The 20,866-nt window shown below is 36.2% G+C and carries 15 protein-coding genes; 8 read left to right on the top strand and 7 right to left on the bottom strand.

Going from position 1 to position 20,866, the window contains the following annotated elements; translation table 11 throughout:
• Positions 1-7: 7 nt before the first annotated feature.
• The gene (locus ACNC7R_RS05285; protein WP_417939921.1) at positions 8-646 is read right to left on the bottom strand and encodes a hypothetical protein; all 639 of its coding nucleotides are present in this window, start codon (positions 644-646) and stop codon (positions 8-10) included.
• A 21-nt stretch (positions 647-667) separates the two neighbouring features.
• Complete coding sequence (locus ACNC7R_RS05280; protein ID WP_417939920.1) at positions 668-1,018, bottom strand: hypothetical protein; 351 nt, start codon at positions 1,016-1,018, stop codon at positions 668-670.
• Positions 1,019-1,493: 475 nt separating this feature from the next.
• Between ACNC7R_RS05280 and ACNC7R_RS05275 the strand changes: the two genes are divergently transcribed.
• The 6 genes from ACNC7R_RS05275 (at position 1,494) to ACNC7R_RS05250 (ending at position 12,674) form a co-directional block, all read left to right on the top strand.
• Positions 1,494-2,045: a phage tail protein gene (locus tag ACNC7R_RS05275; protein ID WP_417939919.1), complete on the top strand. Its 552-nt coding sequence runs from the start codon at positions 1,494-1,496 to the stop codon at positions 2,043-2,045.
• 35 nt (positions 2,046-2,080) lie between these two features.
• Positions 2,081-2,635 carry a phage tail protein gene (locus ACNC7R_RS05270; RefSeq protein WP_417939918.1) on the top strand — a complete coding sequence of 185 codons (555 nt, stop codon included), beginning with the start codon at positions 2,081-2,083 and terminating at the stop codon, positions 2,633-2,635.
• A gap of 56 nt (positions 2,636-2,691) precedes the next feature.
• Positions 2,692-3,840, top strand: coding sequence for an ABC transporter substrate-binding protein (locus tag ACNC7R_RS05265; RefSeq protein WP_417939917.1), 1,149 nt, complete (start codon positions 2,692-2,694; stop codon positions 3,838-3,840).
• Positions 3,841-3,843: 3 nt separating this feature from the next.
• On the top strand, positions 3,844-4,785 hold the full coding sequence (locus ACNC7R_RS05260) for a methionyl-tRNA formyltransferase (protein WP_417939916.1): 942 nt from the start codon (positions 3,844-3,846) through the stop codon (positions 4,783-4,785).
• Between the two features lie 58 nt (positions 4,786-4,843).
• Positions 4,844-11,674 carry an MBG domain-containing protein gene (locus tag ACNC7R_RS05255; protein WP_417939915.1) on the top strand — a complete coding sequence of 2,277 codons (6,831 nt, stop codon included), beginning with the start codon at positions 4,844-4,846 and terminating at the stop codon, positions 11,672-11,674.
• 166 nt (positions 11,675-11,840) lie between these two features.
• Complete coding sequence (locus ACNC7R_RS05250; RefSeq protein ID WP_417939914.1) at positions 11,841-12,674, top strand: outer membrane beta-barrel protein; 834 nt, start codon at positions 11,841-11,843, stop codon at positions 12,672-12,674.
• A gap of 448 nt (positions 12,675-13,122) precedes the next feature.
• On the opposite strand, the gene dnaB is transcribed toward ACNC7R_RS05250, so the two are convergent.
• The 5 genes from dnaB to tgt all read right to left on the bottom strand — a co-directional run bounded on the left by dnaB (position 13,123) and on the right by tgt (position 19,056).
• Entirely contained in the window at positions 13,123-14,667 is a 1,545-nt protein-coding gene (dnaB, locus tag ACNC7R_RS05245; RefSeq protein WP_417939913.1) for a replicative DNA helicase, read from the bottom strand.
• A 140-nt stretch (positions 14,668-14,807) separates the two neighbouring features.
• The gene (locus ACNC7R_RS05240; RefSeq protein ID WP_417939912.1) at positions 14,808-15,761 is read right to left on the bottom strand and encodes an acetyl-CoA carboxylase carboxyltransferase subunit alpha; all 954 of its coding nucleotides are present in this window, start codon (positions 15,759-15,761) and stop codon (positions 14,808-14,810) included.
• 112 nt (positions 15,762-15,873) lie between these two features.
• Entirely contained in the window at positions 15,874-16,761 is an 888-nt protein-coding gene (locus ACNC7R_RS05235; protein WP_417939911.1) for a DMT family transporter, read from the bottom strand.
• A complete protein-coding gene (locus ACNC7R_RS05230; protein WP_417939910.1) occupies positions 16,748-17,836 on the bottom strand; it encodes an LptF/LptG family permease in 1,089 nt (362 codons plus the stop codon). The genes ACNC7R_RS05235 and ACNC7R_RS05230 overlap by 14 nt, the downstream gene beginning before the upstream one ends.
• An 89-nt stretch (positions 17,837-17,925) precedes the next feature.
• Complete coding sequence (gene tgt, locus ACNC7R_RS05225) at positions 17,926-19,056, bottom strand: tRNA guanosine(34) transglycosylase Tgt (protein ID WP_269237213.1); 1,131 nt, start codon at positions 19,054-19,056, stop codon at positions 17,926-17,928.
• 397 nt (positions 19,057-19,453) lie between these two features.
• Between tgt and ACNC7R_RS05220 the strand changes: the two genes are divergently transcribed.
• A complete protein-coding gene (locus ACNC7R_RS05220; protein WP_417939909.1) occupies positions 19,454-19,771 on the top strand; it encodes a hypothetical protein in 318 nt (105 codons plus the stop codon).
• A 239-nt stretch (positions 19,772-20,010) separates the two neighbouring features.
• Entirely contained in the window at positions 20,011-20,865 is an 855-nt protein-coding gene (locus ACNC7R_RS05215) for a transketolase (protein WP_417939908.1), read from the top strand.
• Position 20,866: the final 1 nt, after the last annotated feature.

Genomic DNA, 20,866 nt, shown 5'->3' with positions numbered 1-20,866 from the left:
AATAATACTATTTAACCTGAATAAAAGCTTTTTGGGAAAAGCTTGTTTTCCATTCATATAAAATAAATAATTGGTAAACCAGAAATAAAAAGGCATTTAATTTCCATGAAAGATATTTTAAATCATCACGCAAACTTATCGTTAGATTTCCTACTAAATACAAAATTGTAGAACCTAACATAAAAAAAATCACAGCTATAGTAATATAATAGTAAGATTTATGTTCAGTAAGCATATTATAAAAATGTATTAATGCAAAGGCTACTATTAACAAAGAAGCAATGGTTATTGCAAACAAGTTAAATTTTAAAAATTGCCTGTAATCAATAAAAAGCTGAATGCATAAAATAAATAAAGCGGCATATAAACTACGCTTTACTATTCGCTTTTGAGATTTTAATTTTACAATCGATTCATAAAATAAACTTAACAAAATCATCTGACCGATAACAAATATATTGATTACAAACAAATTATCAAATCTTAAATGGTACATAAGTTCCATAGTAATCTGCATTGTAAAAGAAAAAAGCAAATAACATATAAAAAAAACATTAACTCCATCCTTACAGAAAAAACTATAGCTGTATAAAATCAGATTAATTAGTAAGAATAAGTAACCTGAGTAAATTAAAAAATCTATCATTGATATTAAATTTCAGCATAATTAAAAAGGCGGAGAAGGACGCGTACCGTCATAAACAACATATTCTGTTGTTTTAGCTACTCCCTGATTTGAAGGTGGTCCGTATACATCAATATACTTCCCTGTTTCTTTATCTAGGTTTGCTCCAACAAAAAGCAATGTTTTTTCATTTTGATCATTAATACCTATATAAGCACGAACAGCATCCGTATTAAGCTGTAATACTATTTCTAAACTTTCTCTCGGTATCAAATAAGATTTCACCTTAGTGTTACTGTCTTCAATTGTAGTATCATGATCGTATCTCTTTTCCCATTCTTTCGCAACTGTTAATGGAATTTCAATTGGTCCCGGAAATTTTTCTTCTGACATAATTTAATTGGTTTTTGGTTAAACGTTAAGATTAATTATAAGCTAAACTAAGGAATTATTTTAAAACATTAGCTCTTACAAATAAAAAACAACCACTTAAGAATAATTAAAATCATTGACGAACAATTAGTTATACACCTATTTGTGTGAAAACAGGTATAAATACGTGTATCAGTTTTTTTATTATGATCTAATTTTGTTAACAAACATTAACAAAAAATTATGTAAAAAATTTCCCGAAAAGATTCTTTGAGCTGATTTATTAAGTATAAAGTAGTTTAAATAAAAAAAATCCGTCTTGTAACATAAAAAAGGGGTTTTATGACATATTCTTACTAAAAAAATCTACAAAAAGATATTTTTGAAAAGTTGGAATACTTAATCTTCATACATTATCTCATCGATGTTTGCATCAAAGAGATCAGATTAAAAGGCAAAACATATAATTTATTTTTTAACTATATAACTACAATCTATGTCTACAGAACCATTTATTGGAGAAATTAAAATTTTAGCTTTTAATTTTGCCCCAAGGAATTACATGCTTTGTGCGGGACAACTTCTTTCCATCTCAGCTAATTCGGCTTTATTTGCTTTATTAGGAACCAATTATGGTGGAAATGGTATTCAATCTTTTGGCTTGCCCGATTTAAGAGGGAGGGTTCCCGTTAGTCAAGGTAGTTTTAACCAACAACCTTATTCAATGGGCCAATTAGCAGGAACTCCAACCACCACATTGTTAAGTAGTAACATGCCTATGCACACGCACCCCGCAGATGGAATAACAGTGTCAGAACCTGTTGCAGCTACGGGTGGTGATACCGATAGTCCTGTAAATGCGTTTTTACCTAAAACAGGAACCGACTTCTATTCTACTGTTTCTACTCCAGGAAGTCACTATGGTTTTTTACAAGCCTCTGGACAAACATCAATAACAGGATCAGGATCGTCATTCTCTATAATGAATCCTTATTTAGTGATCAACTATTCAATAGCGATCTATGGTATTTTTCCTAGTCGAAATTAAACAAATAACGTATAACTTTAAAACTATTTTACATCATGTCTACAGAACCTTTTATTGGTGAAATTAAAATTTTCGCATTTGACTTTGCACCTGTTGGCTATTCATTTTGTGCTGGACAAACGATAGCAATTGCTCAAAATACAGCACTATTTGCTCTTATAGGAACAACTTATGGTGGTAACGGACAAACTACTTTTATGCTTCCTAATTTACAAGGAAGAGTACCTGTAGGACAAGGGCAAGGACCTGGACTTCCTAACTATGTTATGGGGCAACAAGCAGGTAATACAACAGCTACATTGACTACTAACAATTTACCACCTCACGTTCACCCAGCGCAAGGTATTACGATAAATATGCCTGTGGCTACTACAGGAGGAGACACTGATTCACCTGCTGGAGCCTTTTTAGCACAAGCTACAGGAGATTTTTACTCTTCTGTCGCTACTCCAGGCAACCATTATGGAGCGTTGACTGTAGGAGGTCAAACAGGTATTTCAGGTAGTGGATTTCCATTTAGTATTATGAATCCATACCTAACATTAAATTATTGTATTGCTACAGTAGGGATATTCCCAAGTAGAAATTAATTAAGCTTTATTAAGAGGAAGTTGACTAAAATTTCCTCTTTTTTTATCCTTTTTATATGCAAAAAATTGGTTTTTTATTGCCTAGGTCTAGTTTTTACGACACCATGGGTTTTGATTTATTTGAAGGCTTACGTTCTGGATTACAACATATTGAAAAATATGATGTAAAAATCATCATCGAGAACATAAGTTTTGGAGCCGATAAACAACAATGTTATCGCTGTGCCGAGAAGTTAGTGTTAGAAGAAAATGTAGCTATTGTAGTAGCTTATATTGGACATCGAATGGCTGAATTGCTAAAACCACTTTTTTTAGCGACTAATAAAATTCTATTAGTTTTAGATCCAGGAGCTAGCATGCCTCAAGAATGGCCTACTTGTTCGTCTATATTTTATCACTCTCTTCAAAATGCGTTTGGGGCATGGTTAACCGCTCAAAAAGCAGTCAAAGAAGGTTACCAAACAGGTGGAATGGTAACGAATTACTACGATGGAGGATACCTGCATACTTACGGTATTACCAAAGGTTATGAATGGGCAAAAGGAACAATTTGTTTCAATCACGCTACAGGATTCAAACCAGAAGATTTTACTATGGAACCTTTACAAAACCATTTGAGCCAAAATCCTAATAGTGCTTTATTAAGTCTTTTTAGTGGTGACTTTACTCAATGGTACTTTGCTGAACTAAAGAAATGGTTTGAAAATCAAGATGTACCTGTTTACTTATCTCCTTTTGGATTAGAAGAAACAATGCTAGAAAACGCGGTATTTGCAAGTAATAAAATAAGTGGAGTAGCTGCTTGGTCAAGAAACATCGCTACTCCAGAGAATAAAACTTTTATGGACACTATCGTGACATCTGGTCGTAAAGCGAACCTATTCAATTTGTTAGGATGGGAAAGTGCTTCCATCATTAATAAAATTTTAGAGCTTTTTGAAATTCACAAAAACAATACATCATCAATAGCGGCTGAACTTATGTCTTTTGATTTTGAAAGCCCAAGAGGTAAAATCAGTTTTGATTCTAAGACCAATACTACTGTAAGTCCTTTATATGATGTAACTGTGATAGAAAATATGGGGAACTGTGAAATTGTTGTAAATGGTAAAATAGATAATATAAAAACTGAATTCGAAACATTCTCTACTTTGAATCTTGATAATGCTGTTTCAGCTTGGTTCAATAGCTATACTTGCAATTAGTGTATGGAAGAAGTTAATAAAAAAATAGTGATCCTTTGTGGTGGAAAATTTGCTTTTAAAGCCATACAAGCTTTGGCTAATGAAAAATTTTTATATGGAATTGGGATTGGCAAAGGAAATCAACTAGTGGTGAACGCTTTGGAAAGAGAATGTGAAAATAACGGACTGCATTTTCAATCGTTTGAGAATAAAAAAAAGATGCAAAACATGAGAGAATGGTTAGATACTATACAACCTGACTATATTTTCTCCTTTTCTTTCCCTTTTTTATTGTCAGAGGATGTTTTGGCATATGGTCCAGAAAAATTTATCAATTTTCATCCAGGCAAACTTCCACAATATAGAGGTCCAATGCCTATTTTTGAAGTGCTACGGAATCAAGAAAAAGAAACTGCCTTTTGTGTTCATTTTATGAATTCAAAATTTGACGAAGGTAATATCATATTTAATGATCCCATTACTATTCTTCCACAAGAAACTTATGGAAAACTTGCCGTACGTATGAGCGCAAGACTTGCACAAGTCGCTGTAAACGTAGCCCATATGGTACAATTTGCAAGTAAAATTCCTAGTATCCCTCAAGAAGAGGAAAAATCTTGTTATTATGAAAAACCAGAACTGACAGATACCTACATTCAATGGAGAAATATGGATGCGGGTCAAATTATTGCACTTATAAATGCATGTAACCCATGGAATGGAGGTGCTGACACTAGCTTATTAGGAGAACAAATAAAAATTATATCCGCACAAATCGAAGAACAAAAACACGATAACAATACTATGCCTGGAATGATACTTTCTACTCAAAAAGAAGGATGCATTCAAGTTGCATGTATTGACAACCAACTCATAGCAATCCAATTGATTAGTACCGATGAAGGAATCATGAGTGCGGAAGAATTTAAAGCGAATAGAAATTTAACGCTACATTCCTTTAATTAACCCTATCCTTATGACTATAAATAAATTAAAAAAAAAATAAATATTAAATCTAACTGTTATGAAACAAAAAATTACTTTGTTAGTCACTTTACTACTATTTTGCTTTGCGGGTGAAGCGCAAGTGCAATTTTGGAGTGACACTTTTGAGACTGGGTCTCCGTCCAGCGGGATGCGAACCCCTGAAGAAAATGGAGGTACAACTTCACCAAGTACTGCCTATTTTAAACTAACCGATGGTTCTACTATTTCACAAGTAGTTCCGTTTACTGGTAAGGATGGCACCAATTTTTGGGCTGGAGAAGATCACAATGCTGCGGGAACTGGATTTACTGCGAGTGGTGCTCAAGGAGCAGCTACGAATAGCCCTAATAACGAACTACAAATATTATGGTCAAACATTAATATAAGTGGTAAAACTGGTTTAAGTTTTAAAGGATTATTAGCAGCGAATAGTACTAACGAACCTTGGGATAATACACAAGCTTGTAATAGTGGTGTTGGAACAACCAATACCGATTACATTATTATTGAATACAGTATAGACGGAGGACCATACACTAGTTTGATTCGTTTTTTTAACAGAGGAAGTGCTAGTGGTGTAGGAGATAAATATCTTTTTGAAGATACAGATGGCGATGGTTGTGGTGATGGAACCCAATTAACTAATGCGTTTAATGAATTTACTAAGTCTATCGCAGGGACAGGAACTACAATGAACTTATTAATTCGTGTTTTTTCTGAAGGTACAAATGAAGAATGGGGTATAGATAACTTTCGTTTGTTTGCCACACCCGCTTGTACAGCACCAGTGGTAACTACACAACCTAGCAACGTCACGGTTTGTAATAATGGTAATACTACATTCTCAGCAACCGCAACTGGTGCGACGGCTTACCAATGGCAGGTAAATACGGGTTCTGGTTTTACAGATATTACAAATAGTGGTGTTTACTCGACTGCTACAACAAATATCTTAACAATCACAGGGGCAACTTCTGGCATGAACGGTTTTTTATATCGCTGCGTGGCTAAAGATGGTTCTTGTAGTACCAATTCAAGTTCAGGTGTATTATCCGTAGCTACGATTACTCTAACAGCAGCATCTCAAACAAACATTGCTTGTAATGGTGGTTCAACTGGAGCTGCAACAGTAAATGCTGCTACTGGAGGAACAGGACCATATACCTACAACTGGACACCAGGCACTCCAACAGGTGATGGAACAGTTTCTGTTAGTGGTTTGACTCCTGGAGTCTGGACCTGTACAGTAACAGATAATATGGGTTGTTCGACGACTCGTGATTTTACAATTACACAACCAACGGCTATCAGTACGGCAACTGCGGCGCAGACCAATGTATCATGCAATGGAGGAAATAACGGAACTGCTTCTGTGACTCCTTCGGGTGGTGCTGGTGGATATACCTATCTATGGAGTAATGGTGCTACTACTGCTACAGTAACCGGATTAAGTGCAGGAACTTATACCGTAACAGTAACCGATGCTAACGCATGTACCGCTACTCGAAACTTTACAATTACACAACCAACGGCAATCACCACAACAGGTTCGCAGACCAATCTATCATGTAATGGAGCAACTAATGGAACTGCTTCTGTAATTGCTTCAGGTGGTGCTGGTGGATATACCTATCTATGGAGTAATAGTGCTACTACTGCTACAGTAACCGGATTAAGTGCAGGAACTTATACCGTAACAGTAACCGATGCTAACGCATGTACCGCTACTCGAAACTTTACAATTACACAACCAACGGCAATAACCACAACAGGTTCGCAGACGAATGTATCATGTAATGGAGCAACTAATGGAACTGCTTCTGTAATTGCTTCAGGTGGTGCTGGCGGATATACCTATTCTTGGGCTCCTTCTGGAGGAACAGCTGCCACAGCAACCGGACTTGCTGCAGGAAATTATACCGTAACCATAACAGATGCTAATGCATGTACTGCAACACGCAACTTTACTATTACACAACCAACGGCAATCACCACAACAGGGTCGCAGACCAATGTATCATGTAATGGAGGAAATAACGGAACTGCTTCAGTAACTGCTTCAGGTGGTGCTGGGGGATACACCTATTCATGGGCTCCTTCTGGAGGTACAGCTGCCACGGCAACCGGACTTGCTCCAGGAAATTATACCGTAACCATAACAGATGCTAATGCATGTACTGCAACACGTAACTTTACTATTACACAACCAACAGCAATCACCACAACAGGGTCACAGACCAATGTATCATGTAATGGAGGATCTAACGGTACTGCTTCAGTAACTGCTTCAGGTGGTGCTGGGGGATACACCTATTCATGGGCTCCTTCTGGAGGAACAGCTGCTACGGCAACCGGACTTACTCCAGGAAATTATACCGTAACCATAACAGATGCTAATGCATGTACTGCAACACGCAACTTCACTATTACACAACCAACGGCTATCACCACAACAGGATCACAGACCAATCTATCATGTAATGGAGCAACTAATGGAACTGCTTCAGTAACTGCTTCAGGTGGTGCTGGCGGATATACCTATTCTTGGGCTCCTTCTGGAGGAACAGCTGCCACAGCAACCGGACTTGCTGCAGGAAATTATACCGTAACCATAACAGATGCCAATGCATGTACTGCAACACGCAACTTTACTATCACAGAACCAACAGCAATCACCACAACAGGGTCGCAGACCAATGTATCATGTAATGGAGGAAATAACGGAACTGCTTCAGTAACTGCTTCAGGTGGTGCTGGGGGATACACCTATTCATGGGCTCCTTCTGGAGGTACAGCTGCTACGGCAACCGGACTTGCTCCAGGAAATTATACCGTAACCATAACAGATGCTAATGCATGTACTGCAACACGCAACTTTACTATTACACAACCAACAGCAATCACCACAACAGGGTCACAGACCAATGTATCATGTAATGGAGGATCTAACGGTACTGCTTCAGTAACTGCTTCAGGTGGTGCTGGGGGATACACCTATTCATGGGCTCCTTCTGGAGGTACAGCTGCTACGGCAACCGGACTTGCTCCAGGAAATTATACCGTAACCATAACAGATGCTAATGCATGTACTGCAACACGCAACTTTACTATTACACAACCAACGGCTATCACCACAACAGGATCACAGACCAATCTATCATGTAATGGAGCAACTAATGGAACTGCTTCTGTAATTGCTTCAGGTGGTGCTGGCGGATATACCTATTCTTGGGCTCCTTCTGGAGGAACAGCTGCCACAGCAACCGGACTTGCTGCAGGAAATTATACCGTAACCATAACAGATGCTAATGCATGTACTGCAACACGCAACTTTACTATTACACAACCAACGGCAATCACCACAACAGGGTCGCAGACCAATGTATCATGTAATGGAGGAAATAACGGAACTGCTTCAGTAACTGCTTCAGGTGGTGCTGGGGGATACACCTATTCATGGGCTCCTTCTGGAGGTACAGCTGCCACGGCAACCGGACTTGCTCCAGGAAATTATACCGTAACCATAACAGATGCTAATGCATGTACTGCAACACGCAACTTTACTATTACACAACCAACAGCAATCACCACAACAGGATCACAGACCAATGTATCATGTAATGGAGCAACTAATGGAACTGCTTCTATAATTGCTTCAGGTGGTGCTGGCGGATATACCTATTCTTGGGCTCCATCTGGGGGAACAGCTGCTACGGCAACCGGACTTGCTCCAGGAAATTATACCGTAACCATAACAGATGCTAATGCATGTACTGCAACACGCAACTTCACTATTACACAACCAACGGCTATCACCACAACAGGATCACAGACCAATCTATCATGTAATGGAGCAACTAATGGAACTGCTTCAGTAACTGCTTCAGGTGGTGCTGGCGGATATACCTATTCTTGGGCTCCTTCTGGAGGAACAGCTGCCACAGCAACCGGACTTGCTGCAGGAAATTATACCGTAACCATAACAGATGCCAATGCATGTACTGCAACACGCAACTTTACTATTACACAACCAACGGCAATCACCACAACAGGGTCGCAGACCAATGTATCATGTAATGGAGGAAATAACGGAACTGCTTCAGTAACTGCTTCAGGTGGTGCTGGGGGATACACCTATTCATGGGCTCCTTCTGGAGGAACAGCTGCTACGGCAACCGGACTTGCTCCAGGAAATTATACCGTAACCATAACAGATGCTAATGCATGTACTGCAACACGTAACTTTACTATTACACAACCAACAGCAATCACCACAACAGGGTCACAGACCAATGTATCATGTAATGGAGGATCTAACGGTACTGCTTCAGTAACTGCTTCAGGTGGTGCTGGGGGATACACCTATTCATGGACTCCTTCTGGAGGAACAGCTGCTACGGCAACCGGACTTGCTCCAGGAAATTATACCGTAACCATAACAGATGCTAATGCATGTACTGCAACACGTAACTTTACTATTACACAACCAACAGCAATCACCACAACAGGATCTCAGACCAATCTATCATGCAATGGAGGATCTAACGGTACTGCTTCTGTAATTGCTTCAGGTGGTGCTGGGGGATATACCTATTCTTGGTCTCCATCTGGGGGAACAGCTGCTACGGCAACCGGACTTACTGCAGGAAATTATACCGTAACCATAACAGATGCTAATGCATGTAGTGCAACACGCAACTTTACTATTACACAACCAACAGCAATTAATTTCACAACTACAGTTTTGTCTGGTTATGATTATAATACTGGATATAGTGAAACTATAGTAGCTTCAGGAGGAACAGGATCTAAAACGTATGCAGTTACAGCGGGAAGTTTGCCTTCTGGTTTCTCGCTATCAACAGCTGGACAGATAACAGGTACTTCAACTCAAATTGCTGATAGTAATTTTACGGTTACCGCTACTGATGCTAATAATTGTACTGCTAACTATGTTTATGTACTGAAATTAAATCAAATCCCAATTACGGTAACTGCAACACCTTCTCAAACTAAAATATATGGAGAGAATGATCCTGTTTTAACTTATACAGTATCACCAAGTTTGCTTTCTGGAGATTCATTCACAGGATCTTTAACAAGAGATAGTGGTGAAAATATTGGTAATTATGCTATTAATCAAGGTTCGCTTTCAGCTGGATCTAAATATTTAATTACTTATGTGGGTGCTAACTTTACTATTACCGCAAAACCAATTACAGTAACAGCAACTCCATCACAAACGAAAGTTTACGGAACAACGGATCCTGTTTTTGCTTATACAGTTTCACCAGGTTTAGTAGGTAGTGATGCCTTTACAGGAGCTTTAACTAGAGTTACTGGGGAAAATATAGGAACTTATGCTATTAACCAAGGAAGTTTGAGTGCCGGATCTAATTACACGATTAGTTACGCAGACGCTAACTTTACTATTACGGCAAAACCAATTACAGTAACAGCAACTCCATCACAAACCAAAGTTTATGGAACAACAGATCCTGCTTTTGCTTATACAGTTTCACCAGGTTTGGTAGGTAGTGATGCCTTTACAGGAACTTTAAGCAGAACTGCTGGAGAGAATATTGGAAACTATGCTATAACACAAGGAAACTTAAGTGCCGGTTCTAATTATAACATTACTTACGTAAGTAAAGATTTTACTATTACGGCAAAACCTATTACAGTAACGGCAGATGCTTCACAAACTAAAGTATATGGAACTACGAATCCGATTTACACTTATACGGTTTCTCCAAGTTTAGTAAGTGGTGATTCTTTCACAGGAACTTTAAGCAGAACTGCTGGAGAGAATATTGGAAACTATCCTATAACACAAGGAAACTTAAGTGCCGGTTCTAATTATAACATTACTTATGTAAGCAAAGATTTTACGATTACGGCAAAACCAATTACAGTAACAGCAACTCCATCACAAACTAAAGTATATGGAACAATGGATCCTATTTTTACTTATACGGTTTCTCCAAATTTAGTAAGTGGTGATTCTTTCACAGGAGCTTTAAGCAGAACTGCTGGAGAGAATGTGGGTGTTTACGCTATCACACAAGGTACCTTAACTGCCGGTGGAAATTATACCATTATGTATAATGGCTCTAATTTTACTATTACAAAAGCAGATCAGGTAATTACCTGGAATCAGACTTTGGGATTAGGTTGTAATGGAGAAACTAGTATTGTTTTGACTGCTGTTGCTAATAGTGGTTTAGCAGTAAATTATACTTCTTCTAATACTAACATTGCTTCTGTTTCAAATAATTCATTAATTTTTCAAAATTATGGGTCGGCGACTATAACAGCATCACAACCAGGTAACATGAATTACAACGCAGCTCCGGCTGTAGTTTTACCGGTAGTATCTAGTCAGCCTAACCTGATTAGAAAACAGTTTGAAAATATTATATTCTTTGACAATAGTTCTAAGAGTTTTAAATCGTATAGCTGGTATAAAAATGGGGTTCTAGTTCCGGGACAAACTTCACAATATTTCAAAGAAAATGGCCCTTTGAATGGAACTTATTACGCGGTAGCAACAAAACTAGACGGAACATTAATTACAACCTGTACCTTAAATTTATCTACTACAATAGAAGAAGAGTACATAAGAATTGTTCCAAACCCTGTTAGAAGTAATGCTACTTTCCAATTGATAACGAATGTTAGTTCAGGCAGATTACAAAATGCACGTATTGAACTGTATAGCTTAACAGGTAACTTACTGACTACTATTACAAACCCAAGTCAAAATACTATTGACATGAATGCTCCGAGCGTTGAAGGAATTTATATTGTAAAAATGACCTTAGCAAATGGTAAATATTTTACAAAAAACCTTCTCGTTAAAAATTAAAAATAATTTACAGAATATGACATCCTCATTTTTAATGAATGAGGATGGATTGTTCTAATTTAAAAACAAGTATGAAATCGTCATTAGCAACAAATTTGTGTGAACAAAAAACAATGAGTAAAAAGGCGATAACGTATAGGGTCACTAAAAAATAAATTTTACATCTATGAAACTCAATATTAAAAACATAATTGGAACTATAGCTTTCTTTATTTCCCAAGGAATAGCGGCACAGTTTTATGTAGGTATACAGTCGGGAATAGGGAATATAAAGAGTGATATTGCTGGTATACAAACAGGTAATCGCCTTGGCGGAGCTGTAAAAGCAGGTTATATCTACTCTTTAAATACTCATTTTGGTATCGGTTCAGGAATAGAGTTCTCACAATACAAACAAGAAGTTGCTCTTTCTCAGCCGTCTGCAACACTCAGTAGTTTTGAAGTTGATGCTTCCACTTCAGCATTTTTTTACAATGTTACCACGAACAATTATAGAGAAAAACAAACTTTACATGCTGTGCAAATCCCTCTTTTTGTGCAGTATAAAACAAATATCAACAAGGGTATTGATTTTAATTTTAGAGCCGGAGCTAAATATTTTTTACCTGTAAACTATAAAATTAAAGCAACAGCCGATTACGTAAATGGTAGCGCTTATTATCCAGATGTAAACCTGACTATTGATGATTTACCAGAATATGGTTTTGGTAGTCAGGATAATTATTCCTCATCAGGAGAGTATAAAACCAAAGGAATTATAATGAGTTCTTTTGAGTTAGGATTTACATTTGATGTAGGCAGAAAGAATTCGTTATATGCCGCCATGTTTCTGGAATATGGATATGGTACAATTTTAGACCAAAACAAGAATGAATCCTATATTGGTTATAACCCAACATCTGCATCTGATAGAAAAATTAATGGCTTGTACAGTACGGATAAAGATGCTGAAATTAAACCTGTAGCTTTTGGTGCAACAATAGGATGGAATTTTAAATAAATTTACTTTTTAAAATAACACAAAAGGTCTTGACTCTAAAATCAAGGCTTTTTTTTTGCAAAACATCTCGCTTTTCAAAGTATTCTTTTAATGTGTATTTAAACCAAAGTCCGAATTAGAAATCTACTACATCTGAATTCTTCTTCAAAACCAGGCACTTAATCCGATTTTTAAAATCAAAATAAAAAAGTATTCCTCATTTAAAAATAGTCCATGAGCACTTGCTTTTATTGAATTATTCAGCTTCATAACAATGTCTAATGCGGACTCTGGGTTAAAACTTGCAAACGGTGTTTATTTTGTAAACGAAAAAACGAATATAGTAGTTACACATAAATTAGTTCTGACGCAATAACGCAAAAGCTTCTATACTCCTTTAAACTCAAAAGAGGAAAAAATCCAATGATTCTCCCCTCTTCTATATAATAAGTTTTATTTTACACTTTTTTTAAAATGGCACATCGCTATCATCATCGTCATCATTTAGATTACTTCCAAAAGCTTCGTTAGCAGACGGCAGATTTTTAGTTATATACTGATTATCATCATGATTCATTTTTGATGGCAAATCATCGTAACTTCCTGAAAAATCATCAAGGTTATCAAATTTACCAAGGTGTCCTAAAAATTTTAATCGAATGTTTTCAATACCACCGTTACGGTGTTTAGCAATCATAATTTCTGCCTGACCAGCTGTTGGCGATGCTTCATCATCATCCCATTCGTCAATTTTATAGTATTCAGGTCGATATAAAAACGAAACGATATCAGCATCCTGCTCGATAGCTCCCGATTCACGAAGATCCGATAACAAAGGTCTTTTACTTGACCCACGGGTTTCTACAGCACGCGATAGCTGAGAAAGTGCAATTACAGGCACATTAAGTTCCTTTGCTAAAGCTTTTAAGTTTCGGGAAATTGTAGAGATTTCCTGCTCACGATTTCCTCCCCCTTTATTATTTCCACCTGCAGTCATCAACTGTAAATAATCAATAATGATGATTTTAATATTGTGTTGTGAAGCTAAACGACGGCATTTTGCTCTTAAATCGAAAATAGAAAGTGATGGGGTATCATCAATAAACAAAGGTGCTTTCTCTAAGTCTTTTACTTTGGTACTCAACATGGTCCATTCATGAGGTTCCAGTTTACCCGTACGTAATTTCTCTGATGACAATCCTGTTTCTGACGAAATCAACCTTGTAATCAACTGAACAGAAGCCATCTCCAGAGAAAACAAAGCTACTCCGTGTCCGAATTGAATAGCGATATTTCTGGCCATTGAAAGTACAAACGCTGTTTTTCCCATAGCAGGTCTTGCTGCAATGATAATTAAATCACTTGGCTGCCATCCTGAAGTCAGTTTATCTAAATTCGTAAAACCAGTTTCTACACCACTTAATCCCTCTTTTTTAGAAATTTCTTCAATTTTCTTTTTAGCTTGTAAAACTAAACTTTGTGCTGTTTCAGAACTACGTTTGATATTCCCTTGAGTTACTTCATATAGTTTTGACTCTGCCTGATCTAATAAGTCAAAAACGTCTGTAGTTTCATCATACGATGCTTCGATAATTTCAGATGAAATTCTAATCAAACTTCGTTGAATAAACTTCTGAAGAATGATTCGGGAGTGAAATTCGATATGCGCAGAAGAAGCAATCTTTTGTGTCAGCTGAATTAAGTAAAAGTCGCCTCCTGCTAACTCTAATTTACCATTCTTTTTTAACTGACTGGAAACAGTAAGCAAGTCAATTGGCTGCGTTTCTGTGAAAAGCTGAATAATAGCTTCAAAAATATATTTATGTGCATCTTTATAAAATGCATCAGGCTGTAAAATATCAATTACATCATCTACCCCTTTTTTATCAATCATCATAGCGCCAAGAACAGCCTCTTCTAAATCAAGCGCTTGCGGCGGTAGTTTTCCTTTTTCTAAATTAATTATGGTGGTTTTATCTACCTTTACAGGGTTTATATTTTTGAAATTTTCCATTTAGCGAAATTAGCGAAATTTAAAAAAATATTACTATCTAGTTATAAGTAATATTTGTTTATAAGTAAGTCTTTTTTGTTCATAACCAAAAAAAAATCCGAAACTGTAAGGCTTCGGATTTAATATCATTTAATATGAATTTATTCTTTATACTCGCCCATATTACTGTATTTGTCCATTCTCTGGGCAATTAAATCGGCTGTTGATAAATCTTTCAATTCATTATATCCTTTGGTAATATATTCAGCTACAGTTTTAAAAGTAGTTTCTCTGTCATAATGCGCACCGCCAAGTGGTTCCGGAATAACATCATCCACCAAATTTTGTTTTTTCATATCTGATGAAGTCAGCTTTAAAGCTTCTGCTGCTCTCTCTTTATACTCCCAGCTTTTCCACAATATAGAAGAACATGATTCAGGTGAAATCACAGAATACCAGGTATTTTCCAACATATATACTCTGTCACCAACACCTATCCCTAAAGCTCCTCCTGAAGCACCTTCTCCAACAATGATAGTAATGATTGGCACTTTCAAACGAACCATTTCAAAAATATTTCTGGCAATAGCTTCTCCCTGTCCTCTTTCTTCTGCTTCAAGTCCAGGATATGCACCCGGAGTATCAACCAGAGTCAAAACCGGGATTCCAAATTTTTCAGCCATTTTCATTAAGCGCAAAGCCTTTCGGTATCCTTCAGGATTTGCCATACCAAAATTACGGTACTGGCGTGTTTTAGTATTAAAACCTTTTTGCTGGCCCACAATCATAAACGACTGACCGTTTATTTTTCCTAATCCGCCAACCATTGCTTTATCATCTTTAAATCCGCGATCTCCGTGAAGTTCTAAGAATGTATCTCCACAGATAGCCCTAATATAATCCAGAGTATAAGGTCTGTTTGGATGTCGGGATAATTGCACACGCTGCCAGGCAGTAAGATTTTTATATATTTCTTTTTTAGTTTGCTCTAATTTTTTGTTGATTTCCTTACAGGTAGGTGTTACATCAACATCAGATTCTTTTCCAATTATAACACACTTTTCCAGTTGTTCTTCAAGTTCTTTGATTGGAAGCTCAAAATCTAAATATTCCATGGATTTTTTGAATTTTGTTTTTAAATCGAACCGCAAATATAAAAATATTATATCATTGGTGTAAATAATTCACACTAAAGTATTAATACGCAATTTATAAATAAGTAAAATATTACTTTTTTTTCTTGTTTTGAGAATGTTTGAAAACACCATTTAAAATAACAGTAATTACAATTATAAGAGCTCCAATATAAAACTCAGTACTCATCTTTTCTTTTCCGCCAAGTATAAAATAAGCCAGTATAATTCCGTAAACAGGCTCTAAATTAGTAGTTAACATAACAGTATAAGGTGTTAAGCGCTGCATTACTTTTACAGAAGCTGTAAATGCATAAGCCGTACAAACCGAAGCTAAAATGAGTAATAAAACCCAATTATTTAACGAGATTGTAAAAAATTCTGCGGTAAATTTTCCCTGTACTAAAAAATAAAGAGAGATAAAGAAAACGCCAGCACCAAATTCATAAAATGTTATAAGCGAAGGCTCATGATCTGAGATTAATTTACCATTTAGTAAAGTAAATACAACCCCTAATATGATAGATGCCAATGCATAATACACTCCTGTAAGATATTTTATTTCTACCTGTAGTATCAAAGCTAATCCAGCTATAATAATTAGTCCAAAAAAAACTTCGTACCACAATATTTTTCTTCCGTAGAAAAGCGGCTCTAACAATGAAGCAAAAAAAGCCCCTAATGAAAATATGGAAAGCGTAATCGAAACGTTTGAAACGTGAATAGCTTTAAAAAAGAATATCCAATGCAGAGCAATTAACAAGCCCACAAAAACCAACTTAAAAAGTTCCTTTACCGGAACCCGAAAAGATTGTTTTTTGTAAATAATAAAAGCTCCTAAAAAAATTAAGGCCAGCAACATTCTGTACCAAACCAAATTATCGGCATCAATAGTAATCAAAGCGCCAAGAATTGCCGTAAATCCCCATATAAAAACTATTAAATGAAGATTTAAATAGCTTTTTAAGTTATCGTTTCGCATTGCGTAGTAAGTAAATTGCCAGAGTCCCGAAAACAATATTCGGAAACCATACGGCTAAAAAAGGTGAGAAAGTTGATTTTTCGGCAAGAGTACCAAAGATTTTATCAAAAAACACGAATGAAAAAGCAATTGCAATCCCTATCGCCAGATTAACTCCCATTCCGCCACGGCGCTTCATAGACGAAACCGCAACTGCAATGATAGTCAAAATGAAAGCAGAAACTGGCACACTGTATTTTTTATACAATACCACCAAATAGGTATTGATGTTTCCGGAACCTCTTTTGCGTTCCTTATCAATAAAATCAATTAATTCACCTAAAGAAAGCGTTTCCGCAATATAGACAACCGGAGTTAAATCTGCCAGTTCAAACTTGAACTTCACTGGTTTTTCAGGGTTTTTCTCTATTATATCGTTGAGTTCTCCGACCGTTCTTTTGGTATAATCATATAAAATATAAGTCTTCTTTTTAGGGTCCCAAGTAATTCGGCTGGCAGTAATTTTATAGGTAAGTTTATCTTTTTCAAAATGCTCCAGTGAAAAGTTAAAAGCCGTTTTAGTTTCTTCATTAAAACTATTTACAAAAATAAAATCATTATCATTAATCTGTCTGTAAACATTAGTGTTTTCACCACGCATAAGTTGCTTACCATTCCCCTTTAGATAAGTATACCTAAAATTATTAAATCCTTCACTGGCAGCAGGAACTATAAAGAATCCCATTACTAATATAAAAGTAGAAACAATTGTAGCTCCAATTATAAAGGGTCTTAAAAAACGTGCAAACGAAATACCAGAACTTAAAATAGCAATAATTTCGGTATTATTTGCCAATTTTGATGTAAACCAAATTACCGATAAAAACAAAAATATCGGAAACAACATATTGATAAAATAGATTGTAAAGTTGTAATAATAGAAAGCGATTTCCATAAAAGGAATTTTATTCTCCAACATCTTATTTATCTTTTCAGAAACATCAACTACGATTCCTATTGGCGCAAACAAAAGCAGCATCACAGAAAAAGTCCCGAGATATCTTTTTAAGATATATTTATCTATTATTGTTAACATATATTTTTATGTTTTTTTGTTTCAGGTTTCAAGTTTCACGTTACTTACAGAACCTGAAACTTGAAACTAAAAAAACTTGAAACTTTTTCTTAAAGTCTTTGACTCATATTTTTAACCATCATTTCTTTCCATGGCCTGAAATCTCCTGCTAAGATATGCTTTCTGGCTTCTCGAACCAGCCACATATAAAAACCAAGGTTATGAATTGTAGCAATTTGTTTTCCCAAATATTCATTTGCGGCAAATAAGTGACGCAAATATGCTTTTGAATATTCTGTATCTACAAAAGTATGTCCCATTTCATCAATTGGTGAAAAATCAGCTTCCCATTTCTTATTTTTAATATTGATAGTCCCGTTTGCCGTAAACAGCATTCCGTTTCTTGCATTACGTGTTGGCATAACGCAGTCAAACATATCAATTCCTAACGCAATATTTTCTAATATATTAATAGGAGTACCAACCCCCATTAAGTATCGGGGTTTATCTTCCGGAAGAATTTCACAGACCACTTCTGTCATGGCATACATTTCCTCTGCAGGTTCGCCTACTGATAATCCTCCAATTGCATTTCCCTGCTGACCTGAATTCGCAATATATTCTGCCGACTGACGGCGTAAATCTTTATAAGTACTTCCCTGAACAATTGGAAAAAACGTTTGCTCATAACCATATTTATAAGGAACTTTCTCTAAATGATTAATACAACGATCTAACCAGCGATGTGTCATATGCATCGAACGCTGTGCATATCTGTAATCGCAAGGGTAAGGCGTACATTCATCAAAAGCCATAATAATATCAGCCCCAATCGTACGCTGAATTTCCATCACATTTTCGGGTGTAAAAAAGTGGTATGAGCCATCAATATGTGACTTAAACTTCACTCCTTCTTCCTTGATCTTTCTGTTTGAAGAAAGAGAATATACCTGATATCCTCCAGAATCTGTCAAAATATTACGATCCCAATTCATGAATTTATGCAATCCGCCTGCTTTTTCAAGAATCTCAGTCTGTGGACGCAGGTATAAATGATAGGTATTTCCAAGGATAATATCAGGGTTAATATCGTCTTTCAATTCACGCTGATGCACTCCTTTTACAGAAGCTACTGTTCCAACAGGCATAAAAATAGGCGTTTCAATTACACCGTGATCTGTAGTAATGCTTCCTGCCCTCGCTTTCGATTGCGGATCTTTTTGTAATAAATCAAACTTCATCTGTTTCTTTTTTCAGGGTGCAAAGATAGTTTAATTTCAGGGAAATTTTATCAATTAGAAAATTTGTCAATTAGAAAATTAGAGAATGTTTCTCAGAAACATCAAACCTGAAATCTGAGACATTGGAATTTTTAATTTCAACCTCTGAATTTAAAATTTATTTTGGGCGTTCCACAAGGGTCAGGCTCATTCGGTATATTCCCAATTAATAAAAACTAAGACTAAAAAGCCTTGCTTTTGTAAATCGGGAGATACTGCTACTATCCCTAAAACAAAAGCCTCATCAGAAAGTTAACTGATAAAATAATGTAAAAACTGCAAGAATCAAAACATAAAAATGTAACTGTTTCAGCGATTCCTTTTGTAATTTTAATACACAACTAAAAAATTACAAATCATGATAAATTCAGAAGACAAACAAAATCAAATCAAGGATGCTCAAATCGAAAAAAACATTGAAAGAAATCTCGAAAACTTAGATTATCCGGAAACAGAAGACATCTACAATCAGCAGGAAAACCTCGAAGACATTGATCCGGAAGAAATCTCAGGCGAAAGAATTATCCTCAATCCGGAAGATCACGAATGGAAACAAAATAGTGACAAACTCGGTAACGACCTCGATATTCCAGGCTCAGAACTTGATGACGTACAGGAAGAAATTGGCTCTGAAGACGAAGAAAACAATTTTTACAGCGAAGGTGATACCGAATAAAACCTGAAACTCAATTTAAAATTAAAGTCCCATTTGGGGCTTTTTTAGTTTTAATTATCATCAAGAAACAACAAAACAGAAACATCTCTTTTCGAAAATTCAAATCATTTCAGTTATTTTTTTAAGATTAATAAAAAAAGCACCGGAATTTCACAATTGCAGCAAACTAAAGCAGAAAATCATTTGTCAGCCCGCAAAATAAAAATTACTTTTGCACCAGTTTAACTTTTACATATAAAATGAAGCCTAACACACAACAATTAAGCGATTTAACGATCCAGGTAAGAAGAGATATTCTTAGAATGGTACATGCTGTCAACTCAGGTCACCCAGGTGGTTCATTAGGTTGCACCGAATTTTTGGTAGCATTATACCAAAATATTATGGAACGTAAAGAAGGTTTTGATATGGATGGAATCGGAGAAGACCTTTTCTTCCTTTCAAATGGCCATATTTCACCTGTATTTTATAGCGTTTTAGCAAGAAGCGGTTATTTCCCTATCTCAGAACTTGCTACTTTCAGATTATTAAACTCTCGTTTACAAGGACACCCTACAACTCACGAAGGGCTACCTGGAGTTCGTATGGCTTCCGGATCATTAGGACAAGGTTTGTCTGTCGCTCTTGGTGCTGCACAGGCTAAAAAATTAAATGGTGATAACCATTTGGTTTATACTTTACACGGAGATGGTGAATTACAGGAAGGTCAAAACTGGGAAGCTATCATGTATGCTTCTGCAAAAAAAGTAGACAACCTTATCGCCACAGTTGACCTTAACGGAAAACAAATCGACGGAACAACTGACGAAGTTTTAGCAATGGGAAGTCTGCGTGCTAAATTTGAAGCTTTTGACTGGGAAGTTATTGAAATTACTAAAGGAAATGACATTGAAGCCATCATTGACGGAATGAATGAAGCCAAAGCAAGAACAGGAAAAGGAAAACCTGTTTGCGTATTACTTCATACCGAAATGGGTAATGGTGTAGATTACATGATGTACAGTCATGCATGGCACGGTAAAGCACCAAATGATGCTCAGCTTGCAACTGCTTTAGAACAAAACTATAACACTGGAGCCAATTCAGATTATTAAA

The sequence above is a fragment of the Flavobacterium adiutor genome, assembly GCF_048282555.1.
Classification (GTDB): domain Bacteria; phylum Bacteroidota; class Bacteroidia; order Flavobacteriales; family Flavobacteriaceae; genus Flavobacterium.
This window is presented reverse-complemented; position numbering and strand designations above follow the sequence as displayed.

Coding starts and splice junctions, on each gene's coding strand:
- ACNC7R_RS05240 (WP_417939912.1), bottom strand. CDS start 15,761: ATGGAATATTTAGATTTTGAGCTTCCAATCAAAGAACTTGAAGAACAA.
- ACNC7R_RS05275 (WP_417939919.1), top strand. CDS start 1,494: ATGTCTACAGAACCATTTATTGGAGAAATTAAAATTTTAGCTTTTAAT.
- ACNC7R_RS05270 (WP_417939918.1), top strand. CDS start 2,081: ATGTCTACAGAACCTTTTATTGGTGAAATTAAAATTTTCGCATTTGAC.
- ACNC7R_RS05260 (WP_417939916.1), top strand. CDS start 3,844: ATGGAAGAAGTTAATAAAAAAATAGTGATCCTTTGTGGTGGAAAATTT.
- ACNC7R_RS05220 (WP_417939909.1), top strand. CDS start 19,454: ATGATAAATTCAGAAGACAAACAAAATCAAATCAAGGATGCTCAAATC.
- ACNC7R_RS05235 (WP_417939911.1), bottom strand. CDS start 16,761: ATGCGAAACGATAACTTAAAAAGCTATTTAAATCTTCATTTAATAGTT.
- ACNC7R_RS05255 (WP_417939915.1), top strand. CDS start 4,844: ATGAAACAAAAAATTACTTTGTTAGTCACTTTACTACTATTTTGCTTT.
- ACNC7R_RS05265 (WP_417939917.1), top strand. CDS start 2,692: ATGCAAAAAATTGGTTTTTTATTGCCTAGGTCTAGTTTTTACGACACC.
- ACNC7R_RS05230 (WP_417939910.1), bottom strand. CDS start 17,836: ATGTTAACAATAATAGATAAATATATCTTAAAAAGATATCTCGGGACT.
- ACNC7R_RS05280 (WP_417939920.1), bottom strand. CDS start 1,018: ATGTCAGAAGAAAAATTTCCGGGACCAATTGAAATTCCATTAACAGTT.
- dnaB (WP_417939913.1), bottom strand. CDS start 14,667: ATGGAAAATTTCAAAAATATAAACCCTGTAAAGGTAGATAAAACCACC.
- tgt (WP_269237213.1), bottom strand. CDS start 19,056: ATGAAGTTTGATTTATTACAAAAAGATCCGCAATCGAAAGCGAGGGCA.
- ACNC7R_RS05250 (WP_417939914.1), top strand. CDS start 11,841: ATGAAACTCAATATTAAAAACATAATTGGAACTATAGCTTTCTTTATT.
- ACNC7R_RS05285 (WP_417939921.1), bottom strand. CDS start 646: ATGATAGATTTTTTAATTTACTCAGGTTACTTATTCTTACTAATTAAT.
- ACNC7R_RS05215 (WP_417939908.1), top strand. CDS start 20,011: ATGAAGCCTAACACACAACAATTAAGCGATTTAACGATCCAGGTAAGA.